Origin of the sequence: Psychrobacter sp. 1Y1 (genome assembly GCF_051847395.2) — a bacterium.
GTDB lineage: Bacteria > Pseudomonadota > Gammaproteobacteria > Pseudomonadales > Moraxellaceae > Psychrobacter.
The window spans coordinates 2,707,351-2,721,454 of the sequence record NZ_JBPYDF020000001.1; the positions used below are offsets into that span (position 1 = coordinate 2,707,351).

The 14,104-nt window shown below is 42.5% G+C and carries 13 protein-coding genes and 1 tRNA gene; 7 read left to right on the plus strand and 7 right to left on the minus strand.

The features are described 5' to 3' along the window. Positions 1–55: 55 nt before the first annotated feature. Entirely contained in the window at positions 56–571 is a 516-nt protein-coding gene (locus ACS8FA_RS25310; protein WP_179799649.1) for a L,D-transpeptidase, read from the minus strand. A 140-nt stretch (positions 572–711) separates the two neighbouring features. Here ACS8FA_RS25310 and ACS8FA_RS25315 point away from each other — a divergent pair, with 140 nt between their 5' ends. After that, positions 712–1,980 carry a hypothetical protein gene (locus ACS8FA_RS25315; protein ID WP_439265083.1) on the plus strand — a complete coding sequence of 423 codons (1,269 nt, stop codon included), beginning with the start codon at positions 712–714 and terminating at the stop codon, positions 1,978–1,980. Positions 1,981–2,125: 145 nt separating this feature from the next. Here ACS8FA_RS25315 and ACS8FA_RS25320 read toward each other — a convergent pair whose 3' ends face one another. Then, positions 2,126–3,364 carry an argininosuccinate synthase gene (locus ACS8FA_RS25320; RefSeq protein WP_057761167.1) on the minus strand — a complete coding sequence of 413 codons (1,239 nt, stop codon included), beginning with the start codon at positions 3,362–3,364 and terminating at the stop codon, positions 2,126–2,128. 335 nt (positions 3,365–3,699) lie between these two features. Here ACS8FA_RS25320 and pyrC point away from each other — a divergent pair, with 335 nt between their 5' ends. From pyrC to ACS8FA_RS25340, 4 genes are all read left to right on the plus strand, one after another. Then, a complete protein-coding gene (gene pyrC / locus ACS8FA_RS25325) occupies positions 3,700–4,770 on the plus strand; it encodes a dihydroorotase (RefSeq protein WP_439265085.1) in 1,071 nt (356 codons plus the stop codon). Positions 4,771–5,061: 291 nt separating this feature from the next. Further along, positions 5,062–5,721 carry a ribonuclease T gene (rnt, locus tag ACS8FA_RS25330; protein ID WP_102093081.1) on the plus strand — a complete coding sequence of 220 codons (660 nt, stop codon included), beginning with the start codon at positions 5,062–5,064 and terminating at the stop codon, positions 5,719–5,721. Between the two features lie 280 nt (positions 5,722–6,001). Continuing rightward, positions 6,002–6,199, plus strand: coding sequence for a hypothetical protein (locus tag ACS8FA_RS25335; protein WP_134292217.1), 198 nt, complete (start codon positions 6,002–6,004; stop codon positions 6,197–6,199). Positions 6,200–6,251: 52 nt separating this feature from the next. After that, positions 6,252–6,327, plus strand: a tRNA-Glu gene (locus tag ACS8FA_RS25340). 240 nt (positions 6,328–6,567) lie between these two features. Here ACS8FA_RS25340 and ACS8FA_RS25345 read toward each other — a convergent pair. Further along, positions 6,568–7,176: a BLUF domain-containing protein gene (locus ACS8FA_RS25345; RefSeq protein WP_439265087.1), complete on the minus strand. Its 609-nt coding sequence runs from the start codon at positions 7,174–7,176 to the stop codon at positions 6,568–6,570. 380 nt (positions 7,177–7,556) lie between these two features. Between ACS8FA_RS25345 and ACS8FA_RS25350 the strand changes: the two genes are divergently transcribed. Together ACS8FA_RS25350 and ACS8FA_RS25355 are read left to right on the plus strand one after the other, a co-directional pair. Continuing rightward, positions 7,557–7,904, plus strand: a complete 348-nt coding sequence (locus ACS8FA_RS25350; protein WP_101204407.1) for an IS630 transposase-related protein — start codon at positions 7,557–7,559, stop codon at positions 7,902–7,904. Continuing rightward, positions 7,885–8,397 (plus strand): IS630 family transposase, encoded by a 513-nt coding sequence (locus ACS8FA_RS25355; protein ID WP_240990771.1) that lies wholly within the window; start codon positions 7,885–7,887, stop codon positions 8,395–8,397. The genes ACS8FA_RS25350 and ACS8FA_RS25355 overlap by 20 nt, the downstream gene beginning before the upstream one ends. A gap of 117 nt (positions 8,398–8,514) precedes the next feature. Here ACS8FA_RS25355 and ispD read toward each other — a convergent pair whose 3' ends face one another. The 4 genes from ispD to ACS8FA_RS25375 form a co-directional block, all read right to left on the minus strand. Continuing rightward, positions 8,515–9,243 (minus strand): 2-C-methyl-D-erythritol 4-phosphate cytidylyltransferase, encoded by a 729-nt coding sequence (ispD, locus tag ACS8FA_RS25360; protein WP_240990998.1) that lies wholly within the window; start codon positions 9,241–9,243, stop codon positions 8,515–8,517. Between the two features lie 149 nt (positions 9,244–9,392). Next, positions 9,393–9,701 carry an FtsB family cell division protein gene (locus ACS8FA_RS25365; protein ID WP_057761172.1) on the minus strand — a complete coding sequence of 103 codons (309 nt, stop codon included), beginning with the start codon at positions 9,699–9,701 and terminating at the stop codon, positions 9,393–9,395. 166 nt (positions 9,702–9,867) lie between these two features. After that, positions 9,868–11,184, minus strand: a complete 1,317-nt coding sequence (gene eno, locus ACS8FA_RS25370; protein ID WP_057761174.1) for a phosphopyruvate hydratase — start codon at positions 11,182–11,184, stop codon at positions 9,868–9,870. A 323-nt stretch (positions 11,185–11,507) separates the two neighbouring features. Beyond that, the gene (locus ACS8FA_RS25375; protein WP_439265091.1) at positions 11,508–13,868 is read right to left on the minus strand and encodes a heavy metal translocating P-type ATPase; all 2,361 of its coding nucleotides are present in this window, start codon (positions 13,866–13,868) and stop codon (positions 11,508–11,510) included. Between the last annotated feature and the right edge of the window lie 236 nt (positions 13,869–14,104).

Sequence of the window (14,104 nt, forward strand, 5' to 3'; positions counted from 1 at the left end):
TTTTATTGTGTTGAAATAATTTCTGTCAGCGCCATGGCTAAATGGGCAACACGTCCTAATTAGCCACAATCGTAACAGGCATACCCTCTTCTACTTGCTCAAATAATTCTACAATATCTTCATTACGCATACGGATACAGCCATGTGATAGCGGAATACTCATTGGTTCAGTATCTGGTGTACCGTGAATATAGATATAGCGCTCATAAGTATCACAACCACCTTGGCCATTGCTACCTTTGTTTAACCCTTCTTCAAGACCGCTTAACCAAAGAATACGGCTCAATATCCAGTCACGCTTGGGATGTAGCTCACCAAGATTTGCATCGTATATCTCACTTGTCGGCACACGCCCGACAAATACCGCATTCATAGGCTCACTACCACCTATTTTCTGTTCAATGACATGCCTACCGAGCGGCGTGCAACCACTATCCTGCTGACTACCAATACCATTCTTTGCAGTGGAGACTACGTATCTCGCAACCTCAGTCTGCTGCTGGTACATCGTCAATGTTTGCTCAGCGATATTAATCATGAGTTGTTTATCAAGCGTCTTATTATTGGTCATAAATGCTTCCGACTATCAGTCATTCATCAGATTACTATCAAGGTTATTAGTAAAATGATTGAAAATTTCTATTATCAAGGGATTGTATCAAGACATTTGGCACCGTAATATAGGGGCACACTTTTTGATGCTAGCAGATTATGACGACTATTTCACCGACACGTGTGTCGATGTATGATTTTTTATATCATGATACCCAGCCTATGCTGTCACTTTTGGCCGATGCGGCACAGCTCTCTCTACCGCAAGCTCGCTTAGGGATGGATGCCAGTCTACAAGCCATCGTAAGTGCATTGCTGGCCTATCAGCAGCGTCATCAGGGACAAGCAGTCAGCAAAAAGCTGTTTGGTCGTAGTGCTGTCAAAGAGTTACGACAGTATAACTCAATGAACTTTGCCACCATTAGCGCCACACTCTACCATCGTCACGATGCGGCAGATGCTGTATTTAGTGATAATGCCCGTGTCATAAAGGCAAGCGAACATATCGCTGAAAAGATCGATGCAACGACGCAGCAGGCTCAAACTCTACTTACCTCTTTATGCGTGATTGTGCTGCGTGAATTGGCTATCCTGACAGAATACAGTCAACTAGACAGTGATGAGATCAATAAATGGTTTGCGCTACAACCACAGTTTTTATCAGCAGCCCGATTTAGCCCAGAGCACACGCATACCTCATCTGCTGAGACAGAAAGCAACAGTGACCTACCCGAATCAACTACTGAAGCTGCTGAAGCGATAGAGAACAACTCAGAAAGTAACGCGGAGCGTACATTACTAAATACTGAGCAGTTATCAAGCACTCCACCTCCTTTTGATCCTTACTGGTATGAGCTGACTGGATTCAAACCTGAAAACTATGAACCTGTGCAAGATATGCAAATGGCGACAGGCAATTATCTAAAAGCCATTGGACGCTCACCTGACAATCTACAGCAGGGTCGTCACAATGATATGCTAGTATTTACGGAAATGCATGCCGTTGCCTTACCACATCAACGCTGGCTGCTACAATTAGCCAAAATATCAGATATCTATCTCAGTCGAAATCGACTACGTGTTAACTCTGAACCAGCCAATCCGCCCAAACCGCCTTTGGTAAGTTTGGGGTTAATCGGCGGCAATAACGACAATACACCGACCACCACTAGTGAAAAGCCCATCGAGTATGAGGCTTCTACACCACTATGGAAAAATCCTGTCATTCTTATCATCATACTTGTCGTTGGTGTCCTTGGTGCACTCGCTACCTTGAAATACCAATCGCAAAAATCTGATGGTGCGATCCTGGCAACTGAAGAAGTATTAGAACAAGATGCTATTGATGAGCGCCAACAGCAAGATGTCGCCATCGTAATGGTAGACGAAGATGAATCTGACGTTGTAGAGAAAGAAAAAACTGAGTAAAGCGTTTTACTTTTGAAATAGCTACCCTCAAAGCAACCGTTTTAGCAACCATTTACTAGCCATAAAAAAAGAGACCCTATCAACATAGAGTCTCTTTTTTGTTGTGCGATCTAAGTTACGAATTGACTATAAGCAGCCCAAAAACTTACTTAGATAAATCGCGACCACGGCTAGCTTCGATAGCTAAACGTAGGCCATTTAGACGGATAAAGCCTTCTGCGTCTTTTTGATCATAAGCGCCCGCATCATCTTCGAAAGTGGCGATTTTTTCATCAAATAATGAATCGTCAGATTTACGGCCGACGACGCTCACGCTACCTTTATAGAGTTTTACGCGTACCGTACCGTTGACGTATTCTTGTGATTTGTCAATCAATGCTTGTAGCATCATACGCTCAGGGCTGAACCAATAGCCATTGTAGATAATTTTTGCGTAGCGTGGCATTAGCTCATCTTTTAGATGGGCAGCTTCACGATCAAGCGTTAGTGACTCAATACCGCGATGCGCTTTTAGCATAATAGTACCCGCTGGCGTCTCGTAGCAACCACGTGATTTCATACCGACGTAACGGTTTTCAACGATATCTAAACGGCCGATGCCATGTTTGCCGCCGATTTCATTCAGCTTAATCATGACTTCATAAGGCTTAAGCGCTTCGCCATCGATAGCAACGATGTCGCCTTTTTCGTATTCTAGTTCTAGATACTGTGCTTCATCAGGTGCTTCTTCTGGGCTGACAGACCAGCGCCACATGTCATCTTCTGCTTCAGTATACGGTTCTTCTAGAACACCGCCTTCATAAGAGATATGTAGTAAGTTAGCATCCATGGAGTAAGGAGATTTTTTCTTATTGCCCGCATAATCAATGGCGATATCATGCTCTTCAGCATATTTCATTAGGCTTTCACGGCTTGATAGATCCCACTCGCGCCAAGGAGCAATGGTTACTACGTCTGGTGACAAAGCGACAGCACCTAGCTCAAAACGAACTTGGTCATTGCCTTTACCAGTCGCACCATGGCTGATAGCATCGGCATTATGCTCTTTAGCAATCTCAACCAAGCGCTTGGCAATCAACGGACGGGCAATAGACGTACCTAATAAGTACTCACCTTCGTAAATGGCGTTAGCACGGAACATAGGGAATACATAATCACGAGCGAACTCTTCGCGCAAGTCTTCGATATGAATATGCTTGATACCCATTGCTTGAGCTTTGGCTCGTGCTGGCTCAACTTCTTCGCCTTGACCGATATCAGCGGTAAAGGTAATTACTTCCGCATCATAAGTTTCTTGTAGCCATTTAGCGATGATTGAGGTATCAAGACCACCTGAATAAGCCAAGACGATTTTATTGATATTTTTTGGATCAAGTTGAGCCATGAAGAACTCCCATTATGAAATATAGTTTTAAAAAAGGCGACGATCAAATCGAAAGCAAGTCGAACGATAATTACCTGCTCAGTGTACATCATATTTACTATGGGCAAAAGTCTAACTGCCATAAGGCGTGCGCTTTTGACTTAAATTCTAGTCAACCTCATTTTTGCCACCAGCATTTAAACATCATTTAACGACAAGATATTCATCTCAGCCCGATGAATTATGTACAGATATCTAGCCTTATATTTAGTCAAGTGGGCAAATCTGTTATGATAGACCCACAGTAACACTCCCTTTTGTTTCCTTTATTTGACGATATAGAGCGCTTTGACACTATGACTGATTCGATTAGAGAATTGACCATCCTTCAGCCAGATGACTGGCATATTCATTTGCGTGACGATCTAGCCTTGAGCACGACCGTACCTCATGCAGCAAGCAGCTTTAACCGTGTCATCTGTATGCCAAACCTTGTGCCTCCAGTCAAAAATGCGCAGGATGCTATTGCTTACCGCGCACGTATCATGGAGCAATTAGCAGCAAGTGATTTAAGTCTTGAGCGCAAGTCAGCTTTTGATCCACGTATGACTCTATACTTAACGGATAACACCACTGCCCAAGATATCGAGTTGGCAGCGCAGTCAGGTATCGTACAAGCTGTCAAACTCTACCCTGCTGGAGCGACTACCAACTCTGCAGACGGCGTCACCAACATCAATGCCTGCGTCGATATCTTTGAAGCGTTAGAGAAGTACAACTTGCCACTACTGATACATGGCGAAGTGACACAAGACCATATAGATATATTTGATCGCGAAAAGCGTTTCTTAGATGAAGTGTTGGCACAAATTATCGTGAAATTCCCTACGTTGAAAATAGTAGTAGAGCACATCACTACCAGCGATGCAGCAGATTTTGTATTGTCACAAGGTAACCATGTTGCTGCCACTATTACGCCGCAGCATTTGATGTTTAACCGCAATCATCTATTGGTTGGTGGTATCAAACCGCATTTTTATTGCCTACCTATTTTGAAGCGTGAAAGCCACCAAAAAGTGCTATTAGATGTAGCTACTAGTGGTAATCCAAAGTTCTTCTTGGGTACCGACTCTGCGCCACATGCGACAGACAAAAAAGAAGCCGCTTGTGGCTGTGCAGGTTGCTATAGCGCAGCCACGGCGCTGCCTTTGTATGCGACTGCCTTTGATAGTGTTGGAAAAATAGATAAGTTAGAGGGTTTTGCCAGTCGTTTTGGCGCTCAGTTCTACGGCTTACCTCTAAATGAAAGCACAATCACACTTGTCAACACGCCTATGCAAGTACCGACTGACTATCCTTATTTTGATGGTGCATCATTGACGCCCTTGATGGCAGGTGAGACGCTACCTTGGTCAATTAAGGCTTAATGCTCACAAAGCTTAGCATTCAATAAATGACCTATTATTTTATCCTATGATACTAATGATACCTTTGTAGTAGATTTCTTTGTACTAAAGGTGCAGTTAATATCATAGGATGCTTATTTCTTATTCAATATATTAGTACGACTGATAAAAGTGATTTAACTTTATATGACCAATCAAAACATAGCGACCTTGCCTGACGAAGACTTATCAAACCCTAAATCGGCCAGTCTTAATGCTACTCTAAATACTTCTCCGAAAGATGCAGCCTCAGCGACAGATGAGCAAGCGCCTATGGCCTTAAAAGACCGCTTTCGCAAGTTCTTGCCTGTCGTCGTCGATGTGGAAACAGCAGGCTTTAACGCCCAGACTGATGCCCTGTTAGAGATTGCCTGTATCCCTGTCTTACTGAATGAGCAAGGTGTATTCTATCCAGGTGAAGCTTTCAACGCTCATATCGAGCCTTTTGAAGGCGCAAACTTAGAGCCAAGTGCGCTTGCCTTTACCGGCATTGACCCTAAGAATCCAATGCGCAAAGCCATTGCTGAAGATGAAAAAACAGCATTGCGCCGCATCTTTAAAGGGTTAAAAGACGTACGCCGTGATGAAGAATGCCGTCAATGTGTCTTAATTGGACACAATGCCCATTTTGACTTGGCTTTTTTGAATGCAGCTGTGCTACGAACCAATAGCAAAAATCACAATCCATTTCATAACTTTTCAGTATTCGATACCGTTACCTTATCAGCATTAGCCTTTGGTCAAACGGTCCTAGCACGCGCTTGTAAGGCAGCAGGGTTAGAGTTCGATGGTAAGAATGCTCACTCAGCTCTGTATGACACTCAAAAGACTGCTGAGCTATTCTGTCATATACTGAATAGCTATCCCATGTTGGCCAATGCGCTACACAATGAAGACGCGAAAGAAGAGTCAACTGATAGCGACAGTCAATAAGTCACATATCCTATATTGCCAATCATACATAATAGTGCTATTTGTAATACTTGATGACTTTGACATCTTGATTTGGCAATCAATAGGGATATGATTGATATCATAATAAATAGACGGAACTATTTATTGATTACAGACATAGTTGTTCTATTCGATATGAATAACGGTCTGATGATAAAATATCACTCTTAAGCGATGTAGTTATATCCTATAGATGGTTCAAGTTGCTCACACTGTCTTGATAGCAAGCACTATCAAGATTAATAGGAGGGACTTTATTATGGATCCACAGCTCAAGTTATGGGGCACCATTCTCGGTTATATGCTGCTTGCATTGACGATTAGCGCCTGTACTTCTTTATGGATTCGCTATCATTTAAAGCGAAATGACCTACATCCTCGTCGCGCAATTAAAAAAAGATATTTAATTTTAAAAAGACGTAGAAAAAGGCTTGACAGGAAGCGCCGACGCTATTAAAATACGCACCACTTCAGCATAAATGGTGAAAGCAGTTGAAGTGTTGTTACTAGTCCCCATCGTCTAGAGGCCTAGGACACCGCCCTTTCACGGCGGTAACGGGGGTTCGAATCCCCCTGGGGACGCCACTATTTGGCGTCACTTGTTAGCATTATTGCTTAGCATTATATTAGACTAACAAGCGTACCACCAAAACCCAGTTCATAATTTATTATGAATTGGGTTTTTTTACGTCTCTCATTAAGAGCCAACTTATTTTTTTAAATAAAAAAGGCCAGCATCAATTGAATGCTGGCTTTTTCTATTTGGTTGTCTTATTAATTATAAATATAGCTTGGCTCAATGGGAACTTTATTCATATCTATCGATTACAGCAGTAACCATAGCAACGTAGCCACTATCATCAATCCCAATATCGTCTGGATTAAAAAGAACGCCTGATGCTGCCCTACAACCTTACTTAAAGTGACCCCTAGCGTACTATATTTGACAGGTGGCGTATCGACGTTACCTGTTCTCGTTTGCTCTTCATAGTAGCCCTGCAATATGTCTAAGAACTTCTGCCACTCATTAGAACCCCACTCATACGGCTTAAATGGCATTAACTTTTTAAGCTCAGGCTCTTTAGTCATCCAACGTTCAAGGGTAATCGAACGTAATGACCAACCGGCAAAACGACGTTTGGTAATTTCAGAAAAATCTAAAATCTTCAATTCTTTATGTCGATCATCTACCAACAAACGATTTTTTAGATTGGTTAGTGCCTGCTCTGATCCCTCGACACACTGTAAAAAGTAGCCATTGCCATAGCAAAGAATACCCGTGACATTATCTATTTGATTGCGTTCAACCGCGGTCTCTGAGATATCATTAAGCGTGCTAGGACTTGAAAGACCAGTAGAGGTAATCCGGCTTATATATACAAGCTGGCAGAGATCTGTCGTTACTGGATTTGTTGAATCGTTGATTGTTGACAATCAGCTTCTCCCTATTATCAGGTAAATGTCGCTAAAACAATCATACTAACTTCAGAAAAAATATAGAGACAACATAACTAAGCGTAATGAATTGGTCTGATATATTATTGATTTTATAAGTTTTTATATTAATTGTATTAAGTTAGTTACATCATAGGTTAGTTTAGTCATTAAAGCAACCTATTACTGGACATAGGCCCGCTCAGACACAAAAAACATATGTAATAACCATATTATATTCCAAAGTAGATTATATGTATTCTCGGTATAGGTTTTAGTAATAGATTATTTTTGAATTCATTGATTTTTAAGAATAGTATAGTCAGTCCAAAATAGAAAAGATACAATGCTTTTAAACCAAGCAAAGAGAAATATAAAAGATGACCTACTCAGCAGATTTTCGAGCACAAGTTATCAAAAACATTGAGCAAAAAGACATGAGCATCCGTCAGGCCTGTATTTTTTATAATATCAGCAAGAGTACACTACAGCGCTGGCTTATAGACCCAAGCATCCAAACGACCAGAGTCAAAACGCCAAGCAGTATACCCAATGAAGCTCTTCTACAAGACGTTAATCAATACCCAGATGACTATCTATATGAGCGAGCTCGTCGTTTAAACTGTAGTAAATCAGGTATTGGCTATGCCTTAAAAAGATTAAATATCAGCCAAAAAAAAGACCTTAGCACATCCAAAAGCGTGTTCAATAAAAAGAGCGGTATATAAGAATAAGCTTGATCATTTTAAGCAGCAAGGCTATCCCGTTGTCTATATGGATGAGAGTGGCTTTGAGGCTGAAACTATTCGTCCTTATGGCTATGCACCGATAGGTAAACCTTGTATTGATAGCTACAATTGGCAAGCTAAAAAACGTACCAATGTCATCGGTGCTCTGTATGAAAAGATGCTTTTTGCGCTTGATTACTTTGAGAAAAACATCAATGGCGATATATTCTATGACTGGTGCAAATACACGCTCATTCCAAGCCTTAAAACTAAATGCGTAATCGTCATGGATAATGCCAGCTTTCATAAACGAGTGAAAAGTCTTCTGAATAGGCATGGTCACAGGCTTTTATTTCTACCATCCTATAGTCCTGACTTAAATCCTATTGAAAAGAAATGGGCACAAGCTAAGTTTCTACGACAAGGTTGGATGGAGAATAATCTACCTAAACTATTTCATAATATGGGTTGTACTTCTTTTATTTTGGATTAACTATATAGAAAATTTTAACGAGGATATAGTGATTACTGAAGCCATAATGCTTATCATGGCCACCATTAAGTATAAAAGGAGTAAAACTGATGCTCGTTAGCGGAAGCAGAGTTGAAACTAAGACTGAAGTGCCATAATCGCTGTTAACAGTACCGCATCATCAGGATAGGTCAATTTGATATTTTGGCGACTACCAGAGACTAAGCGTATTGGAAAACCTAGTTGTTCAAAAGCACTGGCTTCATCTGTGATACTTAGCTGATGCTCAAACACATAATTTAGGACTTTTTTCAATTGACCTAAGCGAAAAACTTGCGGGGTTTGTGCTTGCCACATGTTGCTACGATCCATGGTAGATTTGGTATAAGAATGTGGACGACTCTCTTCTGCGGAGATAGCTGGCTGATAGGAAGCTTTTAACGTATCGGCCACTGGTGTCGCTAAGATAGCGCCGTAAGGCTCCAGCATCGCTGCTTCAATCACTTGATCGATATCTACATTCGGTACAGCGGGACGTGCCGCATCGTGAATAAGCACCAAATCTGAATCATCAGCACCTGTCTGACTAATTGCTTCAACGCCTGCTTGTACTGACTGCCAACGCTCTGCTCCGCCGACTGCATAGTGTACACGAAGGGCAAACTCTAATTGTTGAGCCGTGCTGTCATCGGCTGATATGACCAATAGACACCTATCGATGTAATCACTACAAGCAAGTCGTGCCACGCTATGCTGCAACAGCGTCTGACCTTCTAGCATTGTATATTGTTTGGCGATAGACGCACCAAAACGGCTGCCGCGACCAGCTGCAACGATCATGGCATGTATATTAGGGATTGTATTCATAGTAGTGTACTCATGGTTTAAGCCCATGACAGTATATGTAGAGAGGATCAAAGCAGGCATTAAGTATGACGAATGGTGTCAGATAACAACATTATGATGCTGCATCATGAAAATTAATTCATGTCGTAAAAATTAGTGTATATACAAAGCTAATAGTTGCTGTGCGTGGTTGGTGCGGTGGATACTTGGACAAAAGTCTCATTGGGTTTGATTAAACCTAAATCTAAGCGAGCATGCTCTTCTACGGCCTCAAGTCCTGTTTTTAAATCTTGAACATCGGTGCGTAGTAAGTTGTTTGCTGCAACTTGATTGTCATTCAAACGTTGTTGCTCTTCGATTTGAGCTGTCAACTTATTATGCTCAAAGCGGCCATTTTCACCCAACCAATACTGATATTGCAATCCTAAAAGCACTGCAACGGCTAAAGCAAGTAGTATAAATTGGCTAAAATATTTCATAAGGTGATAACGCCAAACGGTATAAAAGAGGATAGTAAAATTTAAGCTGATTAGGCGATATACAAATGATTATATATCGCCCAAATATTGACTTCAGCTGATGAGTTTAGGCTTTTTAGCGTATATTACTTAACGTATATTATACGCCAAAGATCCAGTCAGAAGTTTAGCCACGTAGACCGATAAATTCTTCACGGCCACGATAGCTTGCACGTACTTGCTGCTCGATACGTAGCAATTGGTTGTACTTCGCTACGCGGTCTGAACGACAGAGTGAGCCAGTTTTGATCTGGCCTGCCGCTGTACCAACTGCCAAGTCTGCGATGGTGCTGTCTTCCGTTTCACCTGAACGATGTGAAATGATGGTTGCATAGCCATTTTTCTTAGCCATATAAATCGCATCTAGCGTTTCTGACAAGGTGCCAATTTGGTTAAATTTAATCAAAATAGCATTGGCAATATGCTTATCAATACCTTCTTGCAAGATCGCAGGATTGGTTACAAACAAATCATCACCAACCAATTGGACTTTATCACCAATCTGCTCGGTCAAATACTTCCAGCCATCCCAATCTGACTCGTCAAGACCATCTTCGATAGAGATAATCGGATACTGACGTGCCAGCCCAACTAGATAGTCTGAGAACCCTTGGCTATCAAAGGCTTTATTACCTTCGCCTGCCAAAACGTATTGACCGTTTTTGTAAAACTCACTAGCCGCACAATCTAGCGCAAGATGGATATCTTCACCAGCTTTGTAGCCAACTTGCTCAATCGCCTGCATGATAACCGTAATGGCTTCTTCGTTGCTACGTAGGTTAGGTGCAAAACCACCTTCATCACCAACGGCAGTATTTAAGCCTTGCGATTTTAATACAGACTTTAAGCTATGGAAAATCTCTGTACCAGCACGTAGCGCTTCTGAGAAGCTTGTGAAGCCTACAGGCTCAATCATAAACTCTTGGATATCAACCGTGTTATCCGCGTGCTCACCACCGTTCAAGATGTTCATCATTGGTACAGGCATGGTCAACGACGTTTGATTACGTAGATTGGCAATATATTGATGTAATGGCAGATTCTGTGACTTGGCTGCCGCTTTTGCAGTCGCAAGTGACACAGCTAGCATGGCGTTAGCACCCAAGCTTTCTTTGTTTTCTGTACCATCTAGCGCAATCATGGCATCATCAATCGCCTGTTGCTCAGTCACATCTTTGTCAATCAAGGCACTGCGGATTTGACTGTTGACATTAGAAACGGCTTTTTTGACGCCTTTACCCATAAAGCGGGTCTTGTCGCCATCACGTAGCTCAAGCGCTTCACGTGAGCCTGTTGATGCGCCACTTGGAGCAGCAGCACGGCCGACAGTACCGTCAGCTAAGATAACATCAGCTTCGATAGTTGGGTTGCCGCGCGAGTCTAAAATTTCACGAGCGCGAATGTCTTTAATTGCGGTGACGTTGTTGGTTTCTTCAGCGTACATAATGTCTGTTAATTCCTTTGGTCATGCCAAGTTTGTGAGATAAATAACGGCAGCTAGCATACAAAAAAGATAAAGCAAAATATCATATAGCGCGTAGTCCTAAAAACCCTTTATACCTTTCTATTTTTTGGCTATCGTTACTTAGCAATTAGAGGGATATAAAGCAGATTAATAGTCGGCTATAGTGCTTGGCATCATAGCATATATTTTACCAAACTTCCCTTATCTTACACCGACTTGCCGTCATAAAAGCAATCTTAGAGATACAGATATGCGATGGCTATCTGTTTTATATTTATAAAATACCTAAGCAAATATGATAGCTATCCTTTTGCTAAACGCTCTTTATCCGTATGAGAGGTGGATACCGTATTATCTAGCTCAACCTCTGTCTTAAACCGTGTCAATCGTAGTGCATTCATGAGTACTGAGATGGAGCTAAGAGCCATAGCAGTGGCAGCAATCATCGGATTCAAAAACCCAAACGCAGCAAGCGGAATACCGAGACAGTTATAAATGAAGGCAAAAAACAGATTTTGTTTAATATTGCGTAGCGTCGCTTGAGCGATTTTTTGTGCCGCATCGATATGCATTAGCGACTCACCCATTAGACGTGCAGAGGCACTATGCTGAGCGACATCAGTCCCCTCAAACATCGCAAAACTGGCATCAGCAGTAGCCATCGCTGGCGCATCGTTGACGCCGTCTCCTGCCATCGCTACTTTATGACCAGCAGTCTGCAATAGTGCAATTTGACTGGCCTTGTCACGCGGGCTCATCTTGCCATAAGCCTTATCAATACCCAACTGCCCTGCTACATGATCGACGACGGACTGCTTATCACCACTCATCAGAATGACATTAATACCCGCATCTTGTAGTGCAGTAATTGCTTGCGGTGTATCTGCCTTTAAGTCATCAGCTAGGGCAAACGCGCCTAATGGCTCATCATTAATACTAATCGCAACGGTACTGGCAATTTGCCATACTTTTGGCATAAATCTTGGCAACGTCAAGTTCGCAAACTCTGCCGTACCTACTTTTATCAGCCCAAGCCCTTCGATATTTGCTTGTATACCAGCGCCTTTTATCACACTAATATCAGTCACATTAAATAGATTTAATTGGCGGTCTTTAGCTGTGTTTACCAGAGCAGTTGCTAATGGATGACTGGCATGCGCCTCGACACTGGCCGCAATCTGCAATACATCATCCACAGCAAGCGATTTATCCACCATGACATGATCGACGATAGTAGGTTTACCAATCGTCAATGTGCCTGTTTTATCGAGTACTACTGTATCAATATTACCTGCTGCTTCAAGACTTTGTGCATCCTTGAACCAAACACCATGACGCGCGGCAACGCCCATACCAGCCATGATCGCCGCTGGCGTGGCCAAACCAAGTGCACAAGGACAAGCAATGACCAATACCGATACTGCGTGCATTAAAGCAGTATCAACCATACCTGTTAGCCACCATGTGACCCCAAAAGTAACCAACGCAATCGTTACCACTACAGGGACAAAAATAGCCGTTACTCGATCAGCGAGACGCGCTAGATTGGCTTTTGAGCCTTGTGCATCACTTAACGCTTGTACCATATCGCCGAGTTTCGTGTCGCTGCCCTTCGCACTGACACGGTATAGGAGACTGCCATTCTCTACCAAAGCGCCTGCCAGCAATCCATCACCTTGTTCTTTTTTGAGAGCTACCGACTCGCCAGTTAAATGACTCTCCACGCACCAACCGCTGCCTTCTATGACGGTACCATCTGTAGCGACGCGGCTGCCTTGCTTTGCACGTAGGACGTCATCTACTTGCACATCAGATAATGTAATACGATGAAATTCACCATTTGGCTGCTGCTGCTCTACTTCATCAGGTGTCAATGACAATAATAAATCAATACTGTTTAGGCTGTGCTTCTTGGTACGTTCCTCAAGATATTTACCCGTACGTACAAAGGCAATGACCATCACCCCTGCTTCAAAATATACGGCTGGGCTGTTACTAGCACCATGTCCACCCAAATGCCCACTTTGCAATAGGCTGTTTAAAGTACCATCGCCGTGCGTGAGCCAAAGGTAAGTCGAATATGCCCATATCGTCACTGTACCAATGACCACCAACACATCCATATTGGCAAGGCCACCTTTTATAGATGCCCATGCGCTCTTATAAAACGGTAGCGCTAAACCAAACTGTACTACAGTCGCTAAAATAAATTGCATCCAGACTGGCGGCATCCACGCCATACCAAAACCTATCAACATACCTGCCATACCCACTAAAAATGGCACCAAACAAACCCATAACCAGATCAAACGCCATGGATATTGAGTGGCGGTGTCTTCGTCAGTCTGAGCAAATAAGCTATCGGCTGCCTGCACATTAGCGACAAAGCCTGTTTTATTCACCCACTCCGTCACCTGTTCGGGCGTCGTCTGGGTTGGATCATAATCGACATTGGCAGTCTCGCCAGCAAAACTTACACTTACCTCGTACACCGAAGGCTTTTTGTTAAGCACCTTCTCGATTCTTGAGGCGCAGGCCTGACAAGTCATGCCATCAATCGCCAATTGCAAATGCGCGCGTTGCGGGGTCAGTGGCGTGTTGGACTCAACATCAGTTTCGACATCATAAGACTCATCTTTGGTAGTACGGGTGGTATCGTTCATAAATAAAACTCGTCATGGTGCCTATAAATTTGTAGGAACCACGATAAAATATCCGTGGGTGGGCAAACAATTCAAATAAAGCAATTGGGTTATATTGTATTCAGTATGAGTATTTTAGACAAAGTAGCAATGTATCAAAGTATTGAGACTGAATGCTCATAATCGTTAATCATTAAAAAACCAGCTATCATGCTTGTAATAACATGTTAGCTGGTTCTGTAAATAAGTGATGAGAT

Coding starts and splice junctions, on each gene's coding strand:
- ACS8FA_RS25335 (WP_134292217.1), top strand. CDS start 6,002: ATGGATCCACAGCTCAAGTTATGGGGCACCATTCTCGGTTATATGCTG.
- ACS8FA_RS25350 (WP_101204407.1), top strand. CDS start 7,557: ATGACCTACTCAGCAGATTTTCGAGCACAAGTTATCAAAAACATTGAG.
- rnt (WP_102093081.1), top strand. CDS start 5,062: ATGGCCTTAAAAGACCGCTTTCGCAAGTTCTTGCCTGTCGTCGTCGAT.
- ACS8FA_RS25320 (WP_057761167.1), bottom strand. CDS start 3,364: ATGGCTCAACTTGATCCAAAAAATATCAATAAAATCGTCTTGGCTTAT.
- ACS8FA_RS25365 (WP_057761172.1), bottom strand. CDS start 9,701: ATGAAATATTTTAGCCAATTTATACTACTTGCTTTAGCCGTTGCAGTG.
- eno (WP_057761174.1), bottom strand. CDS start 11,184: ATGTACGCTGAAGAAACCAACAACGTCACCGCAATTAAAGACATTCGC.
- pyrC (WP_439265085.1), top strand. CDS start 3,700: ATGACTGATTCGATTAGAGAATTGACCATCCTTCAGCCAGATGACTGG.
- ispD (WP_240990998.1), bottom strand. CDS start 9,243: ATGAATACAATCCCTAATATACATGCCATGATCGTTGCAGCTGGTCGC.
- ACS8FA_RS25310 (WP_179799649.1), bottom strand. CDS start 571: ATGACCAATAATAAGACGCTTGATAAACAACTCATGATTAATATCGCT.
- ACS8FA_RS25375 (WP_439265091.1), bottom strand. CDS start 13,868: ATGAACGATACCACCCGTACTACCAAAGATGAGTCTTATGATGTCGAA.
- ACS8FA_RS25315 (WP_439265083.1), top strand. CDS start 712: ATGACGACTATTTCACCGACACGTGTGTCGATGTATGATTTTTTATAT.